Raw genomic sequence first — 22,663 nt, 5'->3', positions numbered from 1 at the left:
AAGCGATCCCTGATGCGTCTGCTTCTTCCCCTGTTGGCCCGTCCCTTGCTGCTGTCTCTGCTGGCCGCCGCCCTGCCCGCCGCCCACGCGGCCCCTTCCACCACCGCGCCCACGCCGATCACGCTGGACCAGGCCATGGCCGATCCCGACTGGATCGGCACGCCCGTCGAAGCGGCATGGTGGGGCTGGAAAGGCCAGCTGTATTACATGCAAAAACGCCTCGGCTCGCCCCTGCGCGACACCTATCAATTGCCTGGCGCGAACGCCAAGCTCAATAGCGGCAAGAAGGTCGATGACGCGCAACTGGCCAACCTCGATGGCCAGCAAATGGTGGTCAACCGGGCCGGCACGCGCGCCATCCTGCTGCGCAACGGCGACTTGTTCGAACGCGACCTGAAAAGTGGCGCCTTGATCCAGATCACGCGTGGCGTCACGGCCATCAGCGATCCGCAATATTCTGCCGATGGCGGCGCCGTGCAATACCGCAGCGGCAGCGACTGGTTCAGCTGGAACCGTGCCGAACGCTTGAGCGCACCCGTCGCCCTGCTGCGCGCGGCCAAGGACCCGGACGCCAAGCCGGAAGCGGACGCCCTGCGCGAACTGCAACTGCGCCTGATCGTCAACCTGGCGCGCCAGAAGGAAGACCGCGACGCGAGCCGCGAGCGCCGCCACGAAGAACGCCGCCTGGACAGCACCCGCGCGCCGGAACCGATCTACCTGGGCGAAAAAGTCACGATATCGGGCAAGGCCCTGTCGCCGGATGGCCGCTGGCTGCTGTTCGTCACGCAAGACAAGGCCGCCGAAAAAGGCAAGCTGGGCAAACTGGCCCGCTACGTCACGGAAACGGGCTACCCGGACGTGGACGACGAGCGCACGCGCGTGGGCCGCAACATGCCCATCGCGCAAAGCCTGAAACTGGCCGACCTGCGCACGGGCCAGGTACGCGACATCGGTTTCGACAGCCTGCCCGGCATCGCCACCGATCCGCTGGCGACTTTGCGCATCGAGCAAAAACTGCCACCGCTGAAAGGCAACCGTGCCGTGCACATCGACGCCCAGCGCGACGGCATCGCCTGGACCGATGACGGCAGCAAGGTTGTCGTGCGCGTGCGCGCCATCGACAACAAGGACCGCTGGCTCGCCAGTGTCGACCTGGCTAATGCCGCCCTGGTGCCCGTGCACCGCCTCAGCGACACGGCCTGGGTCAACCGCCGCGCCGACGAATTCGGCTGGCTGCCCGACAACGCCACCCTGTGGTATTTGTCCGAGGAAAGCGGCTACGCCCACCTGTACGCGAAAACCGGCAACGCGCCCGCACGCGCCTTGACCAGCGGCCAGTGGGAAGTGAGCGCCGTCGAATGGAGCCGCGACGGTAAACACGCCTATTTCCTATGCAACCGGCAAGCGCCAGGCACGTATGAAGTGTGCGCCAGCACGGCCAGCGAGGGCGGCGCGCGCGAAGTGACGAACTTGAAAGGCGTGGAAAACTTCGGCCTGTCGCCCGATGGCGGCAAGCTGCTGCTACGCTATTCCGCCAGCTACCTGCCGGCGCAGCTGGCGACCATTCCAGTGTCCGGCGGCAAGGCCCATATCCTCACGGATACGCGCAGCGACGCCTTCAAGGCGCGCAGCTGGGTCATGCCGGAACTGGTGCAAGTGCCGTCCACGCATGGCGCGGCGCCCATCTGGGCCAAGCTGTACCGCCCTGCGCAGCTGGAAGCGGGCAAGCATTATCCCATCGTGATGTTCGCGCACGGCGCCGGCTACCTGCAAAACGTGACCGAGCGCTACCCTGTTTATTTCCGTGAACAGATGTTCCACAACCTGCTGGTGGAAAAGGGCTATATCGTGCTCGACGTCGATTACCGCGCCTCGCTCGGCTACGGCAGCGCCTGGCGCACGGCCATCTATCGCCAGATGGGGCACCCTGAACTCGAAGATTTCATCGACGGCGCCAATTGGCTGGGACAGCAGCACCAGGGCGATATCCAGAATGTGGGCATCTATGGCGGCAGCTATGGCGGCTTCATGAGCCTGATGGCCCTGATGCGCGCGCCGGACGTATTCAAGTCGGGCGCCGCCCTGCGTCCCGTGACAGACTGGACCACCTACAACCACGAGTACACGGCGAATATCCTGAACACGCCGGACATCGATCCGCAAGCCTACAAAATCTCGTCGCCGATCGAATACGCCGACAAACTGACGGGTAACCTCCTGATCGCCCACGGCATGATCGATGACAACGTGTTTTACCAGGATTCCGTGCGCCTGTCGCAGCGCTTGATCGAACTCAAAAAGGATAACTGGGAAATGGCCAGCTACCCGATGGAGCGCCACGGCTTCGTGCAGCCGGAAGCATGGTATGACGAATACCGCCGCATCTATCAATTGTTCCAGCGCACGCTGAAATAAGCCACGATGCCCGCTGGCGGCAGGATTTACCGGCACGCGAATCGCGCTTGCCATTTACGCAAGCGTGGCACATGATGAGAGCATGCAAACGCCAAACTACTCCGCCCTGCTGCGCGCCGCGTGCGCCAGCTTCCTGCTGCTGACCGCCAGCGCCTGCGGCAGCGCCCCCACGCACGATGCGCCGCCCGCCCCCGGCAATGCCGGCTTGCTGGCGCAAATCCAGGCGGAAGTGGGCGCCGCCGCCTGCGATTCCACCCAGCAATGCAAGACCATCGCCATCGGCGCCAAGGCCTGCGGCGGCCCCGAGCGCTACCTGGCCTGGTCCAGCAAGGACTATGACGGCAAGAAACTCAAGGCACTGGCCCAGGCGCAAGCCGAGGCAAGCCGCAAGCAGCAGCAGGCAGACGGCATGATGTCGACTTGCTCCATCGTCACGGACCCGGGCGCCACTTGCCAAGCGGGACGCTGCGTGCTGCAAAAAAGCGGCCTGGGCGGCAGCAACGCCATGTAACTGAGTGATTCGGCAACCAGTCAGGACTGTAGCTGCAAGGTCTTGACGATCTTGCTGTCTACCTTCTCGCCCGCGCCCGAGGTGGTGTTCCGGCTTTCCTTACGCAGCAACAATAAACGGTCGCCACTGACGCCATACTGGCGTGTCTCGTCCGTTTTTTGCGTGAAGCTGACGACGACAAAGGCGCGCCCGCTCACGTCAAAATGAAAATGGCTGGCCAGCGGCGTGCCATCGGCGGCGAGCCACACCTCGATCCCGCCTTCGAACTTCTTCACATACTTGCGGTCTTTCTCAGACACCTTGTCCAGCGACAGGGTAAAACTCAGCAGCCGTGCCGGCTTGCCTTTATAGCTGTCGAGCTTTTCGCCGCTGAACACCGCCTCGTCGATCTCGCGCGACAGGGCGTCCGCTGCCGACACCATGGAACGCAACTCCGTCGCCTTCATTTCCCCCAGCGCAAAGCCGGTCGGCGTCTTGACCTTCGGATCCTTTACCTTGGCGCGCTGCTCGGCTTCCACTTTCGCCAGCAAGTCTTTACCGTAGAGCACCTGCAAGCCCGCAGGCCCGCCCTCGACAGCCACCATGGCCTGGCCGCTATCTTCTTCCGCCGCCTTGCCCTCGCCCTCGCGGCGCCAAGTTTTCGATTCGACCTGCGCCTTGATAGGCATCTGCCCCTGCAAGCGCACCAGCGCCGCAGTCAAATCGGCCAGCCCGTCGGCCCGCGCCGTACCGCAAAACAAACTGAACAAGCCCACCACCGCCAGGCCTTGCACTCCACAACGTCGTTGCATCGTCGCATCCTCATGTCACATATCGATGCCAAAACACCATGTTTTAGCCATCTGTTGCATTTGAACACAGCTAGCTCTGGTCAGGTAGAAAGTCTTTCTGCTATAATTCGCCGCCTTGGCCTGGTAGCTCAGTCGGTAGAGCAGAGGATTGAAAATCCTTGTGTCGGTGGTTCGATTCCGCCCCGGGCCACCAAGAATTCAGAAAAAATATCAAGAAGCCAACCTTAGGGTTGGCTTTTTTGTTTACAGGCTCAAAAAATCTGTGCCCCGGTCCATCTATGATGCCCGGTAGGCCACCGTACTTCTGGCGGCTCCGCTTGTTGCTCAGCGTCAATATACTCCACCATGCCGAGCACGACCGCCTGAGATCAGGGCGTAGGACTATTCAGTTCTTGGCACCCATGCCTTAACCTTTGCAAACATTTTTTCATGCGCCGCATCTGTCTCATTGCTGTCAAAGGAAGCAAGTAGCCTGGATAGCGTTGCGGCTTTATGGCCTCTGAAGCTAGATAACAGGCACCAGAAATAAGCTTGCTGAATATCCTGCGGGACGCCTCTGCCGTAAAGGTACATCAAGCTCAAATTGTACTGCGCACCAGCATCACCTTGATCCGCCGCTCGGCGATACCATTTAACCGCTTGCTTCTCATCCTTGATAGGCCCGCGACTGCTGGCATACAGCACTCCCAGATTGTATTGCGCGTCGACGTAGCCTTGCTCCGCAGCCTTCCGATACCAGGTCGAGGCTTCCTCTTCGTCACGCGGGACCCCTGTACCGTTGACATAAGCCAATGCCAAACTGAACTGTCCACGCGAACTCCCCTGCGCCGCCGCTTTTCGATACCAGCTCACAGCTTGCTGCTCATCTTTCGGGACACCATCCCCACTGGCGAACGTTAAGCCCAATTCAAGCTGTGCGTTGGCATGCCCTTGTTCAGCAGCCTTGCGATACCAGGTCACCGCCTGCTGTCCGTCCTCAGGCATGCCCCACCCGTCTGCCGCTGCCGTTCCCATACGATATTGCGCACGAGCAAACCCATCATCGGCCGCTCTGCGGTACCAACTGATAGCTTGTACTGGATCCTTGGAAACCCCATGTCCGAATTCGTACATCCCTCCCATGAAAAACTGTGCGAGAGCGTAGCCCTGCTCTGCCGCCTTGCGATGCCAAGCCAGAGCCTGTTGCCAATCCTGGGGGACTCCCTTGCCTTTGCCGTACATTACGGCCAGGTTCTGCTGCGCATCGGCCAAGCCCTGCTCCGCAGCTTTTCGATACCATGAAACCGCCCGTTGCTCATCTTTTGAAGTACCCACGCCGTTGGCGTACATCTCGCCCAACTTGTTCTGCGCCACCGCATTACCATCCGCAGCGAGTTTCGCGTAGCCCGTTAAAGACGCAGCGTAATCTTTCGCCTCATATGCCGCGTTGACTTCGTCTAATGTCGGGGACGACATAGCAGCTTCGGAGGCAAGTGCGAGTGTCAACAGACATGTCAAAAAATAGAATTTCATGGTTGAATGACCTTTATCAGAAAAAATTTCTTCAAAACCATTTAGATGGAAAGTCGCTGCCTTGAAATGCGGGCCGAACCCTTCGGCCGACGATCGGGATATCCACGGTAGAGTTCCCGATGCTAGAGGTCGTTCGTACCATCGATATCAGGGGCAAACGCCGTCGAAGTTGACGTTCGTTTCGAAGAGGCACTCGGACTGCTCAGTAGATAGTGTCTTCCTTTTGTGCGGCAGCCGATGACCAGAATGAGAGATCGTTGCCCTTGATCAACTATGGTTTGATGTGCACGTACCGTACTCTGGGATACCAGATTGATTGCACCATGTTGATTTTCAGGAATTATCTCGAAGATAAATAAAAGTGTGATTTATTTGATATCGACCAGCATCGGAATTGAAAATCCTTGTATCGGTGGTTCGATACCACCCGGGCACCAAGAATTGAGCAGCACCGAGCAAAAACCTTCCATCCCGCCGCTATGTACGAAAACGTACGGACTGCGGCCGCGCAAGAGCACATGCTGCAAGCAGACCATCGCTTCCCATCCCGCCGCCAGCGTCCTGCGCGACACGGCAGACGCGGCGCACGGTCCGCTCTCCCCGCCTCACCGCCATGCGAAACCTGCGCCCGACGCCGTCGAGCCGTTCCGTACATAACGGCGCACACTGCCAAAGGATGCATCATGAAAACTACCCTGATATTGCTTGCGCTCGCCTCTACCCTCGCCTTGAGCGCTTGCCAGCGCGAAGCGCCTGCCGTCGTGCAAGTCGTCCCCGGCCCGGTCGGCGCACCTGGTCCTGCCGGCGCTACGGGTGCCACGGGTGCTGAAGCCCCTGCCGGCGCGATGGGTGCCACCGGCGCCACGGGCCAGACCGGTGACAGCGGTGCTGCCGGATACGACGGTGCCAAGGGCGCTACCGGTGCACAAGGCAACGATGGCGCCAAGGGCGATGACGGCGCCAAGGGCAAAACTGGCGACACGGGCGACACGGTAATCGTCGTTCCACAACGTTAAACCGCTACACGCCGGATACCACAACGCCCCCTCCGGTTGGCGTTGTGGGTATGCGCTGTACCGCACAGTAACATCAGCCATAATGGTCTACCCTGTACTTATTACACAGGGAGATATCGCATGCTGACGATCATACTGATGGTGGCCCTGCTGGGCCTGCTTGCACTGTTCGCGCCCGGCCCCGTGCGCCGCGCCCTGATTACGCCACACTTGCTGGCCCTGTTCAAGCGCATCCTGCCGAGCATGTCGGACACGGAACGCGATGCCCTCGAAGCGGGCACCACCTGGTGGGATGCGGACCTGTTTTCCGGCCGGCCCGACTGGTCCAGGCTGCTGGCTTATGGCCGCGCCTCGCTCACTGCCGAGGAACGCCACTTTCTCGAGCACGACGTCGAGCGGCTGTGCGAACTGGTCGATGACTGGCAAACGCAGCAGCAACTCGACTTACCACCGCAAGCCTGGGCCTACATGAAAAGCCAGGGCTTCCTCGGCATGATCATCCCGAAACAATATGGCGGCAAACAGTTCTCCGCCTACATGCACTCGCAAGTGGTCATGAAATTGTCCAGCCGCTGCTCGGCCCTGGCCGTGACCGTAATGGTGCCCAATTCGCTGGGGCCGGCCGAATTGCTGTTGCACTACGGCACCGAAGAACAAAAAGATTATTACCTGCCGCGATTGGCCTCCGGCACCGAGATCCCCTGCTTTGCCCTCACCAGCCCGTATGCAGGTTCCGACGCGGCCGCCATTCCCGACCTGGGCGTGGTCTGCATGGGCATGCACGAAGGGCGCTCCACGTTGGGTTTCCGCCTCAGCTGGAACAAGCGCTACATCACGCTGGCTCCCGTGGCAACCTTGCTGGGGCTGGCATTCCAGACCAGCGACCCCGATCATTTGCTCTCCGACAACGATGACCCCGGCATCACCTGCGCCCTGATCCCCTCCAGCCACGATGGCGTGGTGATCGGCCGCCGCCACCATCCCTTGAACGCCGCGTTCCAGAACGGCCCGACGTCAGGCAACGATGTCTTCATCCCCATCGACTGGGTCATCGGCGGCCAGGCGCAAGTGGGTAAAGGATGGCGCATGCTGATGGAATGCCTGGCGGCCGGGCGCGCCATTTCGCTGCCCTCGTCCAGCGTGGGCATGGGCAAGATGGCCGTGCGCGGCACCGGCGCGTATGCGGCCGTGCGGCGCCAGTTCAACATGGCTATCGGCAAATTTGAAGGGGTGCAGGAAGCGCTGGCCCGCATGGGCGCCAATCTGTACCTGATGGATGCGGCCCGCACCCTGGCCGCGCACGCCGTCGACCTGGGCGAAAAGCCGGCCGTCATTTCCGCCATCGTCAAATACCATGTCACGGAGCGGGGACGCGCGCTCGTCAACGATGGCATGGATATCCTGGGCGGCAAGGGCATCTGCGTGGGGCCAGGCAATTTCCTCGCCAGCGCCTACCAGCAAATTCCCATCGCCATCACCGTCGAAGGGGCCAACATCCTCACGCGCAGCTTGATCATCTTCGGCCAGGGCGCCATCCGCGCACACCCGTATGTACTGAGGGAAATGGCCGCCGTCAGCGAAAGCGACGGCCGCAAAGCCGTGCGCGATTTCGACTCGGCCTTCTTTGGCCACGTGGGCTTTGTGCTGGGCAACCTGGCCAGGGGATTGTGGTACGGACTGGGCGGCGCGCGCCTGGCGACCGTGCCCGATGCCGGCGCGCCCGCACTGGCGCCCTACTACCGCGCCCTGACGCGGCTGTCGACGGCTTTTGCCGTCATGACGGATATGTCGATGTTCGTGCTCGGTGGCGAACTCAAGCGCCGCGAGCGGCTGTCTGCCCGGCTGGGCGATGTGCTGGCGCAACTTTACCTGGCTTCGTCCGTGCTGAAACGCTACGAGGACGATGGCCGGCCCGAGGCCGACCTGCCCTATGTGCACTGGTCGCTGCAAGATGCGCTGGTGCAGGCGCAGCAGGGCTTGACGGGGGTGCTCGACAATTTCCCCGCGCGCGGCCTGGCCGTGCTGCTGCGCACCTTGCTCTTTCCTTTTGGACTGCCCCATCGTCCGCCCTCGGATGAACTTGGCAGTGAAGTGGCGCTGGCCCTGCAAACGCCGGGCGCCGACCGCGAACGCTTGCTGGCCGACGGCCATGTGGCCAGCGAGGGCAGCCAAGGCGGCGATCCCGTGGCCTGCGCCGAGCGGGCGCTGGCCCTGCTGCCCGACGTCTTGCACATCGAAAAACGCCTGAAAGACACGCCCGAAGGCGCGGCCCTCAGGCACCTGCCGCAAAGCCTGTCCGCCATGCAGCAGTGGCTGGCTGCGGCCAAGGCAGCAAGCTCGGTCAGCTGCCAGGAGCACAACACCTTGCTGGAATATGCGCGTCTGGTGGACGGCTTGATACAGGTCGACGATTTTGCCCCCGTCGCCGCGCAAGCCACGCCGCCCTATCCCCGCGATGACGCCGGCGTGGACGATGCCAGCGGCAAGCCCAGCACGAGCGGCACGAGTGCCGCATACACGACGATCACGGACAGCCAGATGGCGCCGGGCCAGTGCGCCCTGACGCCTAAATAAATGCTGGAAAACACCAGCGGGCACAGCACGGACGCCAGGCTAACGGACGCGGCCAACACGCCCTGGAACTGGCCTTGGCGCTCATCGGCAACCTGCCGCGTGGCCAGCGACTGCAGGGCTGGCGCGCCGATGCCGCCAAGGGCGAACACGGGCATGATGGCGAAGATCATCCAGCTACGCGTGGCAAAGGCCATGACGAGCAGCGCGGCGCAGGCACAGGCCACGCCCGCCAGGATGGTGGCGCGTTCGCCCAGCAGTTTTACTGCCGGGCCGGGCAAGAAGGCCTGGGCCAGCGCCTGGCACAGGCCATAGGCGCCCAGCGACAGGCCTATCCACAGCCCGTTCCACTCGAACGCATCGTGGCCCCACAGCGCCCAGCACACGCCATACACTTCACCGGCCGCACTGAAGGTAAAGAAGATGACGGTGATTGGCAGCAAGCTTTTGTGTGAGAAAACCCAGCGCAAGGGGCGCAGGGGGTTCAATGCCGCCAGGTCGATTTTTCCGCCAGTGGGCGTGCGTGACTCTGGCAGCAGATACCAGGCCAGTAGCAGGTTGCCTGTATTCAAGATGGCCGCCGCCATGAACGGCAGGCGCAATCCATAATCGCCGAGTGCGCCACCGAGTACGGGGCCGATGATGAAGCCGGCGCCGAACATGGCGTTGAGCAAGCCGAAACGGCGCGCCCGCCTCGCCTCGGGAGAAATGTCGGTGATGTAAGCGGTGGCCACGGAAACGTTGGCACTCGTCAGTCCGGCGATGGCACGCCCCAGCAGCAGCATCCACAGGCTGGGCGCAAACGCCAGGAACAGGTAATTGACGGCGGCGCCCGCCAGCGATAGCAGCAGCACGGGACGCCGACCCAGGCGGTCGCTCAGCGCGCCCAGCACCGGCGCAAAGATGAACTGCATCAGCGCATACAGGGCCGTCATGATGCCGATATACGGCGCCACGTTGGCCACCTGCGTGACGTCACGCAGCAGCGCAGGCAGGATGGGAAAGATCAGGCCGATGCCGATGGCATCGAGCACGACAGTGGCGAAGATGACAGACAGCGCTGTCGCAGATGTGGATTGTTTCATATACTCGATCTAAATATGTACTCAGTACATAAATATTAAACCTGGTCTTGTTACGCCATCAAGCGTTATCTGTACTCAGTACATCTGCTGTATGATCGTGGCAACATGACGATTCCTTCCGACCTCCGCTCCCGCAAACGCCTTGCTACCCGGCAAGCCATCTCGAATGCCGCCACGCGCCTGTTCTTCGTGCACGGCTTCGAGCAGGTGACGGTGGACGACATCGCGGCGGCCGCCAGCGTGGGACGCATGACGGTGTTCAACCACTTCCCCCGCAAGGAAGACATGTTCTTCGACCGCGAGGAAGAGGGACGCGAGCTGCTGCGTGAGGCGCTGCGCCAGCGCGCCCCCGCCATGGCCCCCATCGAAACCCTGCGCCTGCTGGCGCACCGTCTGGTACTGGAAGGCAGTCCCTACATCGCGTTTTCCGCCGCCGGCCAGGGTTTCATTGCCACCATCGAAGTCAGCGATACCCTGAAAGCGCGCGCGCGGGCAATACGCGACGAGCTGGCGCAAGTGGTGGCACAAGCGCTGACCGAGTGCAGCGGGCGCGACGCGCACGATCCCCTGGCCCCACTGGCGGCCAGCCTGCTGCTGGCCACCTGGAGCACCGCCCTCATCGAAGCGCACCGCGCCTTTCGCCGCGATGGCGACGCGCAGCAAGCCAAGGCCTGCTTCCTGTCCCTGGTGGACCAGGGACACGTCGGCCTGAATGCGGCATTGGCGGGTACGCCTTACGTCTGAAGTTGCCTGGCACCGGCGATGGCAGCGAATGCAAATCCCTTGACCCAAGGCAAGGCGCTACCGCGCCTGTCCGCATAGAATTGCCGGCTTTGCCCACCTTCCATGCGCCACGCTCCCGAACTCCTCCTGCCTGCCGGCTCCCTGGCCAAGATGCATGCCGCCTTCGACTATGGCGCCGACGCCGTCTACGCGGGCCAGCCGCGCTACAGCTTGCGCGTGCGCAATAACGATTTTTCGACCTTGCAAGCCTTGCAGGAAGGCATCGCTGGCGCGCATGCGCGCGGCAAGCAATTCTTTGTCGCCAGCAACATCTTCGCCCATAACGCCAAACTGAAGACCTATTTGCGCGACATGGAACCGGTGATCGCCATGCGCCCCGATGCCCTGATCATGGCTGACCCCGGCCTGATCATGATGGTGCGCGACAAGTGGCCCGACGTCCCCGTGCACCTGTCCGTGCAGGCGAATGCCGTCAACTGGGCCGACGTGAAGTTCTGGCACCGCATGGGTCTGACACGCGTGATTTTGTCGCGCGAACTGTCGCTCGACGAGATCGAGGAAATCCGCCAGCGCTGCCCGGAAATGGAACTGGAAGTATTCGTCCACGGCGCCCTGTGCATCGCCTATTCGGGCCGCTGCCTGCTGTCCGGCTATTTCAACCACCGCGACCCGAACCAGGGCACCTGCACGAATTCCTGCCGCTGGGATTACAAGGTGAAAAATGCCGCGGAAGATGCCAGCGGCGACCTGGGCGGCATGCAGGTAGTGCCGCTGGAATTTCACCAGGCGCTGGCCGAGGCCGACAACAATGCATTTTCCGCACTGCATCAGCAACCGCGCCACCCGCTGGCCGACCAGCCCTATTTCATCGAAGAAGCGCAGCGCCCGGGCCAGCTGATGCCGATACTCGAAGACGAGCACGGCACCTACATCATGAATTCGAAGGACTTGCGCGCCGTCGAACATATCGAACGCCTGGTCAAGATCGGCGTCGATTCGCTGAAGGTCGAGGGCCGCACCAAGTCGCTGTACTACGCGGCGCGCACGGCGCAAGTCTACCGCCAGGCCATCGATGATGCCGTTGCGGGCCGCCCCTTCGATATCGGTCTGCTGGGCCAGTTGCAAGGGCTGGCCAACCGCGGCTATACGGACGGCTTCTACCAGCGCCACCACACGCAGGCGCACCAGAACTATATGCGCGGCGCCTCCGAGGCAGACCGCAGCCAGTACGTGGGCGACGTGCTGGGCGTGACGGACGGCTGGGCCAGGGTGGAAGTGAAAAACCGCTTCGCCGTGGGCGACCGCATCGAGGCCGTGCATCCGGGCGGCAACCGCGATTTCACGATCGCGCGCATGCTCAGCGATGACGGCAAGGAGATCCAGGTGGCGCCCGGCAGTGGCCATTTCGTGCGCATCGAACTCGACGGCACACTGGACAGGGCCTTGCTGGCGCGCTATTTGTAACCGCCAGTCTGCCGCGCCGGCTGGCGTAGCAGTTTCCAAGTGTTTGATTTGACAAGTAAAAATCAGCAGCCGCTCGCTTAAACAATTTGTTTAAGCCTCAACATTGCTATACGATACGGCCACCCTGCGCACGGGGCCGTTATCGGACTCCCGTGCGTTCCTGACACGTTCACCGGAATCCCCGATGCCACCTGCCACTACCGCCCTGATCACCAATGACGCCGTCGTCCTCGGCCTGCTCGCCATGACCCTGGGGGCCGTCTTCTGGACCGCCTCCCGCCCGGATGGCTTCTGGAAAAAGTTCTACACGTATATTCCGTCGCTGCTGATGTGCTACCTGATCCCGGCGCTGCTCAACACGTTTGGCATCATCGACGGCAATGCGTCCGGCCTGTACGCCGTGGCGCGCGACTATCTGCTGCCCAGCGCGCTGGTCCTGCTGTGCGTGGCCATCGATTTCGGCGGCATCCTCCGCCTCGGCCCCAAGGCCATCATCATGTTTCTCACCGGCACCTTGGGCGTCATGCTGGGCGCCCTCGTCTCGTTCGAAGCGCTGCGCCTGGTCCACCCGGAAACGGTGGCGGGCGACACCTGGCGCGGCATGACCACCGTGGCCGGTTCGTGGATAGGCGGCGGCGCCAACCAGGCGGCCATGAAGGAAGTGTTTGAAGTGAACGCCACCCTGTTTGGCCAGTTCGTCGCCGTCGATGTGCTGGTGGCCAACGTCTGGACGGCCGTGCTGCTGTTCCTGGCCGGCCGCGCAGGCGCCTTCGACCGCTGGACCGGTGCGGATTTATCCGCCATCAATGCACTCAAGGATGGCATGGAAAGCTACCGCGCCCAGCATGCGCGCGTCGCCAGCCTGACCGATATCATGGTCATCCTCGGCGTGGGCCTGGGCGTGACGGGCCTGTCGCACTTCCTGGCCGGCCCCATCATCAGCGGGATCAACACCCTGCCCGCCGCATGGTGCCTGCAGGATTACAGCCTGACGTCGAGCTTCTTCTGGATCGTCGTCCTCGCCACCACCTTCGGCCTGCTGCTCAGCTTTACCCGGGCGCGCAGCCTGGAAGGCGCGGGCGCCTCGACCATCGGCTCGGCCATGCTGTACGTGCTGGTGGCCACCATCGGCATGCACATGGACTTGAAAGCCCTGCTCGACAAGCCCTTCCTCTTCCTGCTTGGCCTGATCTGGATGGCCGTGCATGGCGGCCTGATGCTGCTCGTCGCCAAGCTGATCCGCGCGCCCCTGTTCTTCATGGCCGTGGGCTCGCAAGCCAATATCGGCGGCGCCGCCTCCGCCCCCGTGATCGCCAGCGCCTTCCACCCGGCCCTGGCCCCCGTCGGCGTGCTGCTGGCCGTGCTTGGCTATGCGCTGGGCACCTACGGCGCCTACATCACGGGATTGCTATTGCGCAGCATGGCGGGCTGATCCACCCGGCAATAACGACAACGCCAGCCTGCGGGCTGGCGTTGTCGTTCATGGGCTGCTCACCGGCCTGTTTTTCCAGCCACACCAGTTCCCCTCACATCGGCCAAAGCGGCCTAAAAAAGCCCCACAATGTAGCAGAAAGCCCTCAAAACCAAATTTCCGCACCATTTTCGTGCAAAATCTGCGATGATAGTTGCCCAAATAACCGATTACCTCCATGGAATTCTGATGAAATACGCATCTGCTCACGAGTATGTCCAGCATGTCGCCGCACGCAATCCAGGTCAGCCCGAGTTTCTGCAAGCCGTCACCGAAGTCATGGAGAGCTTGTGGCCATTCCTGGAGCAGCACCCGAAATACGCGGAACAAGGCTTGCTGGAACGCTTGATCGAGCCGGAACGCGTGGTGATGTTCCGCGTGTCATGGGTCGATGACCATGGGCAGGTGCAAGTCAATCGCGGCTACCGCATCCAGCACAGCATGGCCATCGGGCCGTACAAGGGCGGCATCCGCTTCCACCCTTCCGTCACCTTATCGGTGCTGAAATTCCTCGCCTTCGAGCAAACGTTCAAGAATGCACTGACGACCTTGCCGATGGGCGGCGGCAAGGGCGGCGCCGACTTCGATCCGAAGGGCAAGAGCCCGGGCGAAGTGATGCGTTTCTGCCAGGCCTTCGTGAGCGAGCTGTTCCGCCATGTGGGTTCGGACACGGACGTACCGGCCGGCGACATCGGCGTGGGCGGGCGTGAAGTCGGTTATATGGCCGGCATGATGAAAAAACTCAGCAACCGCGCCGATTGCGTGTTCACGGGCAAGGGCGCCAGCTTCGGCGGCTCGCTGATGCGCCCGGAAGCGACGGGCTACGGCACCGTATATTTTGCGCAGGAAATGCTAAAGACGCGGGGCCGCTCATTCGAAGGCATGCGCGTGTCCGTTTCCGGCTCGGGCAACGTGGCGCAATATGCGGTGGAAAAGGCCATGGCCATGGGTGCGAAAGTCATCACCGTCTCCGATTCGAGCGGCACCGTCATCGACGAAGACGGTTTTACGCCGGAAAAACTGGCCATCTTGATGGAAATCAAGAACCATCTGTATGGCAGGGTCAGCGACTACGCAGAACGCACGGGCGTGCGCTTCGAGGCGGGCGTGTCGCCATGGCATGTGCCGGTCGACATCGCCCTGCCCTGCGCCACGCAAAATGAACTGCATATCGACGATGCGCGCCTTCTCATCGCCAATGGCGTGCAGTGCGTGGCCGAAGGCGCCAACATGCCCACCACCATCGAGGCAGCCAAGGCCTTCGAGGCGGCCGGCGTGCTGTATGCACCGGGCAAGGCCAGCAATGCCGGCGGCGTGGCCACGTCTGGCCTGGAAATGAGCCAGAACGCGGCCCGCATGGCATGGCCGCGCGAAGAAGTCGACGCGCGTTTGCTGCAGATCATGCAAGGCATCCATGCCGCATGCAAGCAGTACGGCACGCGCGCCGATGGCACCGTCAGCTATGTCGATGGCGCCAATATCGCCGGCTTCGTGAAAGTGGCCGACGCGATGCTGGCACAAGGCGTCATTTAAAGCATCTCCGGCTTCATCAGGCTCTTGCGGCTAATCGTGCGGCCCGACACCATGAACTCGCCGTTGCCGCGGTAGTGCAGGGTTTCGGGCAGCTTGGGCGAGGTGGCCACGTGGGCCTTCACGCACTCGAAAATGAAGAAGCCGCCCTTGGGATTGCCCGCCACCTGGGCCAGCTTGCATTCGAAGTTGGCGTAGCACTCGGCGATCAGGGGCGCGCCCACCAGCTCGGCCGGCTGCGGCTTCAGGCCGAAGGCCGTGAACTTGTCCGTGTCTTCGCCACTGCAATTGCCGATGGCGACCACCTGGTCGACCATGTCGGCCGTGGGCAGGTTGATCACGCATTCCATGCTGCGCTTGATCATTTCATAGCTGTGGTTTGCCTCGGAAATGAAGCAGCCTAGCAACGCGGGCGACAATGCCATCGGCATATGCCAGGCCATGGTCATGACATCGCTCTCGCCCTTCCAGGTAGAACTGACCAGCACCACCGGCCCCGGTTCGAGGAAGCGACGGATATCGGCGACGGGATAATCTTCTTTGTGGTAATTTTTCATCTGATCTCCAGGACGCGGTACGCCATAGCATAGCCCAACGGCGCCTGGCCGGGCGCGCGGCTGGCCCATGGCGGCAGCGTGCCATCCGCGCCGCGATTTGTGCCGTTCAGCGCAATTTTCTCCCTCTCGGCGAACTTGCGCCCTAGAATACAAGATCAACTACTCAAGGAAACCGCCATGCGTCCTCTGTTCCTGTTGTCCATCCTGTCCCTTGCCTGCCTCTCCAGCCTCGCGCATGCCGACGAGCAGACGCGCACGGTCGGCGCCTTCAACGCCATCGACATCCGCGGCCCCATCAGCATCGAAGTCGAATCGGGCAAGGAGCAAAGCCTGTTGCTGCGCGGGGACCAGAAATTCCTCAGCGGCGTGATCACGGAAGTGGTCGATGGCGAGCTGAAAATTTCCATGAAGGATAAAGACATCAAGAAAACGGAGGGCGACCCGCGCATCATCATCACCATGCCCACCTTGCGCAAGCTGATCGCGGAAGGCGCGGGCGAGAAGATCTTGACCAAGCTCAATGGTCCAAGAGTCGACATCAGCTACAAGGGTGCGGGCCGCCTGGCCGCCGATGGCCAGATCGACTGGCTGCGCCTGAAGGCGCAAGGCGTGGGCGAAGTCGACACGAAAGCCTTGCTGGCGAAAAACGTTGACGTCAATTTCGAAGGCATCGGCTCCGTCAAGGTGTATTCCTCGGGCGAACTGAACGCCGTGGTGCGCGGCATGGGCGAACTGACCTATTACGGCAAGCCGAAGATCGTGCACAAGTCGGTCGCCGGTATCGGCAGCGTGAATGCCGCCAAATAAGATTTTCTAAAACAACAAGGCCATCAGGCCAGTGGAGACCGCATGACAGCAACACACGACACCGACGCACCGCTTGTGCTGCGCGAGAATGAAGGTGGCCTCGTCACCCTGCGTTTGAACCGTCCCCTGCAATTCAATGCCCTGTCGGTCGCCATGCTGGCGGCGCTGCAAGAGGCGTTCGATGCCATCGCGCAGCAGCCGCACGTGCGCTGCGTGGTGCTGGCCGCCGAAGGCAAGGCCTTTTGCGCGGGCCACGATTTGCGCCAGATGCAGGCGACGCGCCAGCTTGCGTATTATCAAACCCTGTTCGCGCAATGCTCGCGCGTGATGCAAGCCATCCAGGCCTTGCCCGTGCCCGTGATTGCCCGCGTGCACGGCATCGCCACGGCGGCCGGCTGCCAGCTGGTGGCCAGCTGCGACCTGGCAGTAGCGGGCGCGTCCGCGCGCTTTGCCGTGTCGGGCATCAACGTGGGCCTGTTCTGTGCCACGCCATCGGTCGCCTTGTCGCGTAATGTGTCGCCCAAGCGGGCCTTCGACATGCTGGTGACGGGCCGCTTCATCGACGCCGACACGGCTGTCGACTGGGGCCTGGTCAATGAAACGGTGGCCGACACGGCGCTCGACGAAGCCGTGGCGCGCCTGGCACAGCAGATCATGGCGAAAAGCCCGACAGCCATCCGCTACGGCAAGCAGATGTTCTACCGGCAGCGCCAGCTGCCGTTGGACGAGGCGTATGCGTATGCGGGCGAGGTGATGGCGCGCAATATGATGGAAGAGGATGCGGATGAAGGCGTGAGCGCCTTCCTGGAGAAACGGCCGCCCAATTGGCTGGCGCGGCCGTAAGATAGTTTAACGCTCTTGCTTCATCTGCTGCAGCACGGAAAGACTCAAGGTACCGAGGTCTTCCTTGCCCAGCAGCGGCAATTGCGCCAGCATCTGCATCAGGGCGGAGCTGCCTGTCACGTCCAGCTCGGACGACTGCACCAGCACCGTGCCGGCGCCCGTGAAGTCGATCTGCTTTTCCTCGCCAGATAAACTGAAGCCCGTCAGCGCGCCGGCGGCCGAGGCCCAGCCCTGCACGTGGGCATAATCATAATGGTAGGAAGGGCTGGGGCAATCTGCCCAGCCCAGCACGGCCTGCTCGTCTACGCGGCACGGCAACTCGAGGAAATGCACGGGGCCGTTCGACGAGGCGATCACTTTACCGGTGCCTATCATGGTCAGATAACCGGGCAAGGTCGATTCCTGGCAAATCACATCCTTGGTAAAACCCAGCAGGTTTTTCGCGCGTATGGTCATGTTGGCGTTGTCCAGGTCGTAGCACGCCAGGTCGTTGCCGTTGTCGCCCAGGATCAGCTGGCCCTGACCATGGGCCACGACAAAGTGATGCACGTACTTCGGTGCATTGAAGGCATTGCGCACGATCAAGTCCAGCACGCTGCTGCCCATGGCTTCGAAGCGCAGCTCGCCATAGAAGGCGATCATCTTGCCCTTGCGAATGAAGATCTGTTCCTTGACATCGATGACATACGAAAAGCGGTTCAGATTATCGTTCTTCGGCAAGGTATCGGGATTGTAAATCGTCATGGCTTACCTTTCGCTCGCTTGAATGTAGACCGTGCCCTGGCCCGTAAACTTTACCTGGTAGGATTCGCCGGAAGCCTGGCCGACAAAGGTTTTCCAGTTCAGGTCCGTGACGATGGTCGAGCTCAGCTGCCCCGTATGGCCGATATACGCTTGCGGGTCGACGAACACGGGCACGTCCGGCGTGACGGGCAAGCCGATGGCATTGCCATCCGACAAAATCGCCACTTCGCCCGTGCCTTGCAAGGTGGTGGTAAACAAGCCCTGGCCCGAGGCCATGCCGCGCACCACGCCCTGCACGCCGCCCTGGTTGCCCAGAAACATGGTGCCGGCCGTCAGGCGCGCATCGAAGGCCAGCAGGGAGTCGCTTTCCACATAGAAAGTTTCGCCGCGCACGGGCACGATGCTGACGAACAAGCCGCCCTGCGCATAAAACACGCTGCCCGTGCCGCGCGCCGACATCAGGGCATAACCCTCATTCGTGACGGCGCGCATGGCCAGGCTTTGCACGCCCTGGCCCGCCAGGAAGGAGCGGCTGAACGCCACATCGCCCTGGTACGACACCATGGCGCCCTTGCGAGCGAACACTTCTTCATTGCCGAGTTTGACCTCAAGCATCTTTTCATTGATTTGCTGATAGACAGGCATCGCGGGTCCTCGCTAACTTAACGTTCGGCGGGCTGGATGAACACCACGCCCTGGCCTGTGAATTTATGCTGGTACGACTCGCCCGAGCTCTGGCCTATCATGGTGCGCCAGTTGACATCAAAAACGAATTCCTGGCGAATATCGCCCTTGAAGCCGACAAAGGCGTCAGGGTCCACGCGCAGCGGGTGCGCCGGCGTCACTTCCAGCATGATCAGGTTGCCGCGCGAAATGACGGCCAGGTTGCCATGGCCTTCGACGGTGGTGGAAAACAGGCCCTGGCCCGAACTGGCGCCGCGCAGGCCGGCAAAGCTGGTGCCCGTCTTCAGGCTGGTGTCGTAGGCCAGCAGGCTGCTGCTTTCGATGGTCAGCTTTTCGCCGGCCAGCGCCATGACGGTGATCTCGGCCGCATTCTGCGCGAAAAACACCGTGCCGCTGCCTGAAGCCTGCATCAGCTGCATGCCTTCGTTCGTCACCTTGCGCTTGAGCGCGCCGAAGATGCCTTCGCCACCGAGCAGGGATTTTTCAAATTTGATACTGCCCGTATAGGCGACCATGGCGCCGGCAATCGCCAGCACTTTTTCATCCTGCAGGCGTACTTCCAGCAGGCGGTCGGTATTGGTGCGGAAACTGGTCACGCGCGACTCCCAAAATATGCCAGGGCACAAAACCATGGCTGCTCGACAAGATACCCGGGGTATTGCCGCCCTGCAAGTGCTATTCCTGTCGAACGGGGGGGCGCACCATAAAAAAAGCGTGCCCGGAGGCACGCCTTGCGTTCACGCAGGAAACGGCTTATTCAGCCAGCACCGGCTTGGCGCCGCGCGCATTCTGGAACAGCGGCACCGGATCATTGGTATTGACCTCGACCACCGTCACGCCCTGCACCACGCCAGCCACCTGGTAGCCGACGGCGCCCAGGTGGCGCTTGCCTTCGGCCAGGTTGGACCAGCCCAGTGAGACTGACGCGGTGCCGCCCGTATAGGCCGTGCCAGGCATGAGCGCCTTGAAGTTGCCGTTGTTCAAGCCCGGCGCCAGCACCCACGACGACAAGGTGTAGTTGGCCTGGCCATTTTGCGGCGCGTAACCTATCACGCACACCTTGTAGGTGCCGGCGGCGGGCAGGCGCAGTTCCACTTGCTCATTGGAACTTTCATTGCCGCTGCTGCCGACCAGCACATTGGCGGCATTGTAGACCTCCATGTCCATGTCGGTATTCGCGCCGCCCGTCGTTTCCGCATCATAGGTGGCAAAGCGCGCCGCCAGGGTGCCGGCCGGTATCACCACGTTGTGCACGTTCACGCCCGTGGCACCGCCGGCCTTGCAGGCAGCCGATGCGGCGGCACCCGTCGCCGCCTGGCCTATCGTGCGCGTCTCGCGCACGGCTTCGACCAGCCCCGACTTGATGCCCACCAGCGCGCCCGTGAAGCCCGTGCCCAGGGTCAGCACCTTGCTGCCCGTGGCCGCTTCACTGCTGACCAGAGGAATGGCGGCCAGCGAGGTGCCGCGCGCCGTCAGCGGGCTGCGCACCGTGTGCGTGCCATCCGTCCAGCTCAAGGCGCCGTAGGTCCAGGTATTGGCCGGCGCCGTGGTGCGCGTCAGCTTGACCTGGTACTGCGCCTTGGCGCCGGGCGCCAGATTCAGGCTCGTTGGCGTCACCACCACCGCATAGCCGGGCAGGCTGGCCGAGACGTTGTAGACGGCACTGCTGGCGCCCACGTTGGTCACCGTGCGCGTCAGCACTTGCGTGCCCAGCACATTGGCCGCCGTCAGCGACGCCAGGTTCAGGTTGTAGGCGGCGATGCTGCCGATGGACTGGCAGGTGGCGGCGCTGTAGACCTTCAGGTTCAGGCCGCACAGGAAGCGCGCATAGTCGATTTCCGACATGTCATACACGAGGCCGGGATCGGCCGCGCCGTTCGGTGCGATGTGGCCGGCGCCCTGGCCCCACGGCAACTGGCCCGAGTTCTTCGCCGTGGCATCCCACGACACGGAACCGTTCAAGCCATCCGAATACGTGCTGAAGGCCGTCGTCATCAGCGCCGACTTGATGGCCGCAGGCGACCAGTCAGGATGCTGCTGCTTGAGCAGCGCCGCCACGCCCGCTACGTGCGGGCTGGCCATCGAGGTGCCGGAATAGAAATCCCATTCCGCCGATGGCGCCACGCCGCCGGCCGCCACGGCATCGCGCTGCGCCTGCGTCAGGTCGGCCGTCACGCCAGCGAGCACGTTGGTGCCGGGCGCCGACAGGTCGGGTTTGAGGATGTTCGCGTTAGCCACGTTCGGCCCGCGCGAGGAACGGTCGCTGACGATAGGCGCCTGCACCGTCGTGTCGGCGACAGTATGGATGTCGCCCAGTGCCGCCGTACCGTCGGGCGTCGCCGCCATGAAGGCCTTCAGCGCGTCGCCCTGTGCCTGCGCCAGGTGCACGGTCGACAGCGCGTGCGCCTGGTTGATGATGGTGTTGGCGCCGCCGGCCACGTTGGCGATGACCACGCCCGCCGCGCCCGCCGTCCTGGCATTCGCGCTCTTGTTGACCAGCACGTTGCCGCCACGGTCGCACACGAGTACCTTGCCGGCCACTTTCGCCGGGTCCAGATAGGCCGAGGTGGCATCGGCCCCGCCGAAGCAGCGCAGCAAATTGAGGTCCGTCGGCAATACGCCGGCCAGGCCCGCGTCGCGCGAGCGTATCAGCGGCAGCGCCGGCGTATTCGCATTGCTCGACGCGCCTTCCAGTTTCGTGCCATTGCTGAGAGTCACGTTGCCCGCGTACAGGCGGTTGTGGGTGGAATTGGCCACCGTGGCCAGCCAGGGGCTGATGTGCGACACGGGCGCCGGCACGTCGGGGGCGGGCGTGGCAGGGCCGGAATTGCCACCGGACGTGGCGACGAAAACGCCAGCCGCCGCCGCGCCCAGGAAGGCGACTTCCGTCGGTTCGTCGAAGGCGCCGCCGCCCGCATTCGGGCCGATGGAGAAATTGATGACGTTGACGCCATCCTTCACCGCCTGGTCGATGGCGGCCACGCTGTCGGCCGTGGCGCAACCATTGCGGCCCGTCGACGCTGCCGTCCAGCAGACTTTATAGGCGGCGATGCGGGCGCGCGGCGCCATGCCCGAAGCCTTGCCCAGCGACACGCCGCCCGAAGTGGCGATGGCGCCATTGTTGCCGCCGGCCGTGGACGCCGTGTGCGTGCCATGGCCGCCGTGCCCCGTCAGTCCGGCGACGGAATCGCGCGGCGATAGAAATTCCGTCCAGTGCAGCGCCGACGTGGCGGCGCGGTAATAGCGCGCGCCGATCAGCTTATTGTTGCAATTCTCGACGGAAAAGCCCTCGCCCGTCTGGCAAGTGCCATGCCAGTTGGCCGGTGGCGCGCCGTACACGACATTGTTGCCGCTGTGGCTGGGCACGCCGTTCTCGTCGAGGCGGTCGGCAAAGGCCGTGTTCTCGGGCCAGATGCCGCTGTCGACGATGCCGATGATGATGTCTTCGCCCGCATGCGCCTTGCCGCCCAGTTGCTCCCAGATGCCGCCCGGCTTGTCCAGGCCCAGGAAGCTGGGCGTGTAGCTGGTGTCGAGCTGCAAGATGGAGTCGGCGCTGATATTGGCCACGCCGCTGTTCTTCTTCAGGGCCCGCACTTCATCGTCCGTCAGCAAGGCGGAAAAGCCGTTGAAGACGACGCTGTACTGGTGCGTGATTTCGGCCGCGCTGACGGTGCCGGCCACGGCGGCCTGCTTGTTGTCGAGGTAGCTCAGGTAAGCTTGCACATCGGCGGCGCCCACATTGATGCGCGCGCCGGGAGCCGGCTTGGTGGCAGCCAGGCCGTCGACCTGGCCCGTATAGGTGGCGGCCGGCTTGTCGACCAGCTGCACGATGTAGGAGCGGCGTTCCTGCGCCTGCGCCGCTTGCGCCAAGCTGGCAGCCAGCAAGAGGATGCCGAGTGAGACGGGACGTAGTTTCAT

17 protein-coding genes, 1 tRNA gene and 1 pseudogene are annotated in these 22,663 nt (G+C 62.8%); 11 read left to right on the top strand and 8 right to left on the bottom strand.

The window, feature by feature from the left end; all coding sequences use genetic code 11:
• Positions 1 to 12 precede the first annotated feature (12 nt).
• The gene (locus K0F85_RS18520) at positions 13 to 2,415 is read left to right on the top strand and encodes a S9 family peptidase (RefSeq protein ID WP_219117420.1); all 2,403 of its coding nucleotides are present in this window, start codon (positions 13 to 15) and stop codon (positions 2,413 to 2,415) included.
• An 82-nt stretch (positions 2,416 to 2,497) separates the two neighbouring features.
• A complete protein-coding gene (locus K0F85_RS18515; protein ID WP_219117419.1) occupies positions 2,498 to 2,926 on the top strand; it encodes a hypothetical protein in 429 nt (142 codons plus the stop codon).
• 20 nt (positions 2,927 to 2,946) lie between these two features.
• Here the strand turns inward: K0F85_RS18515 and K0F85_RS18510 are convergent, their stop codons facing one another.
• Positions 2,947 to 3,717: a hypothetical protein gene (locus K0F85_RS18510; protein ID WP_257572865.1), complete on the bottom strand. Its 771-nt coding sequence runs from the start codon at positions 3,715 to 3,717 to the stop codon at positions 2,947 to 2,949.
• Positions 3,718 to 3,834: 117 nt separating this feature from the next.
• Between K0F85_RS18510 and K0F85_RS18505 the strand changes: the two genes are divergently transcribed.
• A tRNA-Phe gene (locus K0F85_RS18505) sits at positions 3,835 to 3,910 on the top strand.
• A 188-nt stretch (positions 3,911 to 4,098) separates the two neighbouring features.
• Here the strand turns inward: K0F85_RS18505 and K0F85_RS18500 are convergent.
• Positions 4,099 to 5,229 (bottom strand): SEL1-like repeat protein, encoded by a 1,131-nt coding sequence (locus K0F85_RS18500; RefSeq protein WP_219117418.1) that lies wholly within the window; start codon positions 5,227 to 5,229, stop codon positions 4,099 to 4,101.
• A 683-nt stretch (positions 5,230 to 5,912) separates the two neighbouring features.
• Here K0F85_RS18500 and K0F85_RS29135 point away from each other — a divergent pair.
• Positions 5,913 to 6,245, top strand: coding sequence for a collagen-like protein (locus tag K0F85_RS29135; protein WP_219117417.1), 333 nt, complete (start codon positions 5,913 to 5,915; stop codon positions 6,243 to 6,245).
• Between the two features lie 120 nt (positions 6,246 to 6,365).
• Positions 6,366 to 8,819 (top strand): acyl-CoA dehydrogenase, encoded by a 2,454-nt coding sequence (locus K0F85_RS18490; RefSeq protein WP_219117416.1) that lies wholly within the window; start codon positions 6,366 to 6,368, stop codon positions 8,817 to 8,819.
• Here K0F85_RS18490 and K0F85_RS28890 read toward each other — a convergent pair.
• Positions 8,795 to 9,901, bottom strand: a pseudogene (locus tag K0F85_RS28890) (TCR/Tet family MFS transporter); the annotation flags it as partial. The gene K0F85_RS18490 and the pseudogene K0F85_RS28890 sit on opposite strands and share 25 nt — an antisense overlap.
• A gap of 105 nt (positions 9,902 to 10,006) precedes the next feature.
• On the opposite strand from K0F85_RS28890, the gene K0F85_RS18485 reads away from it, so the two are divergent.
• From K0F85_RS18485 to gdhA, 4 genes are all read left to right on the top strand, one after another.
• The gene (locus K0F85_RS18485) at positions 10,007 to 10,645 is read left to right on the top strand and encodes a TetR/AcrR family transcriptional regulator (protein ID WP_219117415.1); all 639 of its coding nucleotides are present in this window, start codon (positions 10,007 to 10,009) and stop codon (positions 10,643 to 10,645) included.
• Positions 10,646 to 10,747: 102 nt separating this feature from the next.
• Complete coding sequence (gene yegQ / locus K0F85_RS18480) at positions 10,748 to 12,109, top strand: tRNA 5-hydroxyuridine modification protein YegQ (protein WP_219117414.1); 1,362 nt, start codon at positions 10,748 to 10,750, stop codon at positions 12,107 to 12,109.
• 184 nt (positions 12,110 to 12,293) lie between these two features.
• Entirely contained in the window at positions 12,294 to 13,541 is a 1,248-nt protein-coding gene (locus K0F85_RS18475; RefSeq protein ID WP_219117413.1) for a DUF819 domain-containing protein, read from the top strand.
• Between the two features lie 228 nt (positions 13,542 to 13,769).
• The gene (gene gdhA / locus K0F85_RS18470; protein ID WP_219117412.1) at positions 13,770 to 15,113 is read left to right on the top strand and encodes an NADP-specific glutamate dehydrogenase; all 1,344 of its coding nucleotides are present in this window, start codon (positions 13,770 to 13,772) and stop codon (positions 15,111 to 15,113) included.
• On the opposite strand, the gene K0F85_RS18465 is transcribed toward gdhA, so the two are convergent.
• Positions 15,110 to 15,667: a flavin reductase family protein gene (locus tag K0F85_RS18465; protein WP_219117411.1), complete on the bottom strand. Its 558-nt coding sequence runs from the start codon at positions 15,665 to 15,667 to the stop codon at positions 15,110 to 15,112. The genes gdhA and K0F85_RS18465 overlap by 4 nt on opposite strands.
• A 177-nt stretch (positions 15,668 to 15,844) precedes the next feature.
• Between K0F85_RS18465 and K0F85_RS18460 the strand changes: the two genes are divergently transcribed.
• Both K0F85_RS18460 and K0F85_RS18455 read left to right on the top strand, forming a co-directional pair.
• Positions 15,845 to 16,474 carry a head GIN domain-containing protein gene (locus K0F85_RS18460; protein WP_219117410.1) on the top strand — a complete coding sequence of 210 codons (630 nt, stop codon included), beginning with the start codon at positions 15,845 to 15,847 and terminating at the stop codon, positions 16,472 to 16,474.
• A gap of 42 nt (positions 16,475 to 16,516) precedes the next feature.
• Positions 16,517 to 17,317, top strand: coding sequence for an enoyl-CoA hydratase (locus K0F85_RS18455; protein WP_219117409.1), 801 nt, complete (start codon positions 16,517 to 16,519; stop codon positions 17,315 to 17,317).
• A 6-nt stretch (positions 17,318 to 17,323) separates the two neighbouring features.
• On the opposite strand, the gene K0F85_RS18450 is transcribed toward K0F85_RS18455, so the two are convergent.
• From K0F85_RS18450 to K0F85_RS29130, 4 genes are all read right to left on the bottom strand, one after another.
• The gene (locus tag K0F85_RS18450) at positions 17,324 to 18,061 is read right to left on the bottom strand and encodes an AIM24 family protein (protein ID WP_219117408.1); all 738 of its coding nucleotides are present in this window, start codon (positions 18,059 to 18,061) and stop codon (positions 17,324 to 17,326) included.
• A gap of 3 nt (positions 18,062 to 18,064) precedes the next feature.
• Positions 18,065 to 18,706: an AIM24 family protein gene (locus tag K0F85_RS18445; RefSeq protein ID WP_101483726.1), complete on the bottom strand. Its 642-nt coding sequence runs from the start codon at positions 18,704 to 18,706 to the stop codon at positions 18,065 to 18,067.
• Between the two features lie 17 nt (positions 18,707 to 18,723).
• A complete protein-coding gene (locus K0F85_RS18440; RefSeq protein ID WP_205704660.1) occupies positions 18,724 to 19,341 on the bottom strand; it encodes an AIM24 family protein in 618 nt (205 codons plus the stop codon).
• Positions 19,342 to 19,498: 157 nt separating this feature from the next.
• On the bottom strand, positions 19,499 to 22,663 hold the full coding sequence (locus tag K0F85_RS29130) for a S8 family serine peptidase (protein WP_219117407.1): 3,165 nt from the start codon (positions 22,661 to 22,663) through the stop codon (positions 19,499 to 19,501).

This window comes from Janthinobacterium sp. UMAB-56 (assembly GCF_900095265.1).
Classification (GTDB): Bacteria; Pseudomonadota; Gammaproteobacteria; order Burkholderiales; family Burkholderiaceae_D; genus Janthinobacterium.
This window is presented reverse-complemented; position numbering and strand designations above follow the sequence as displayed.

Excerpts from the sequence above, each read along its gene's own strand:
- yegQ (WP_219117414.1), top strand. The coding sequence starts at position 10,748 with ATGCGCCACGCTCCCGAACTCCTCCTGCCTGCCGGCTCCCTGGCCAAG.
- K0F85_RS18455 (WP_219117409.1), top strand. The coding sequence starts at position 16,517 with ATGACAGCAACACACGACACCGACGCACCGCTTGTGCTGCGCGAGAAT.
- K0F85_RS18485 (WP_219117415.1), top strand. The coding sequence starts at position 10,007 with ATGACGATTCCTTCCGACCTCCGCTCCCGCAAACGCCTTGCTACCCGG.
- K0F85_RS18450 (WP_219117408.1), bottom strand. The coding sequence starts at position 18,061 with ATGACGATTTACAATCCCGATACCTTGCCGAAGAACGATAATCTGAAC.
- K0F85_RS18490 (WP_219117416.1), top strand. The coding sequence starts at position 6,366 with ATGCTGACGATCATACTGATGGTGGCCCTGCTGGGCCTGCTTGCACTG.
- K0F85_RS29135 (WP_219117417.1), top strand. The coding sequence starts at position 5,913 with ATGAAAACTACCCTGATATTGCTTGCGCTCGCCTCTACCCTCGCCTTG.
- K0F85_RS18460 (WP_219117410.1), top strand. The coding sequence starts at position 15,845 with ATGCGTCCTCTGTTCCTGTTGTCCATCCTGTCCCTTGCCTGCCTCTCC.
- K0F85_RS29130 (WP_219117407.1), bottom strand. The coding sequence starts at position 22,663 with ATGAAACTACGTCCCGTCTCACTCGGCATCCTCTTGCTGGCTGCCAGC.
- K0F85_RS18465 (WP_219117411.1), bottom strand. The coding sequence starts at position 15,667 with ATGAAAAATTACCACAAAGAAGATTATCCCGTCGCCGATATCCGTCGC.
- K0F85_RS18445 (WP_101483726.1), bottom strand. The coding sequence starts at position 18,706 with ATGCCTGTCTATCAGCAAATCAATGAAAAGATGCTTGAGGTCAAACTC.
- K0F85_RS18510 (WP_257572865.1), bottom strand. The coding sequence starts at position 3,717 with ATGCAACGACGTTGTGGAGTGCAAGGCCTGGCGGTGGTGGGCTTGTTC.
- K0F85_RS18515 (WP_219117419.1), top strand. The coding sequence starts at position 2,498 with ATGCAAACGCCAAACTACTCCGCCCTGCTGCGCGCCGCGTGCGCCAGC.
- K0F85_RS18500 (WP_219117418.1), bottom strand. The coding sequence starts at position 5,229 with ATGAAATTCTATTTTTTGACATGTCTGTTGACACTCGCACTTGCCTCC.
- K0F85_RS18520 (WP_219117420.1), top strand. The coding sequence starts at position 13 with ATGCGTCTGCTTCTTCCCCTGTTGGCCCGTCCCTTGCTGCTGTCTCTG.
- K0F85_RS18475 (WP_219117413.1), top strand. The coding sequence starts at position 12,294 with ATGCCACCTGCCACTACCGCCCTGATCACCAATGACGCCGTCGTCCTC.
- gdhA (WP_219117412.1), top strand. The coding sequence starts at position 13,770 with ATGAAATACGCATCTGCTCACGAGTATGTCCAGCATGTCGCCGCACGC.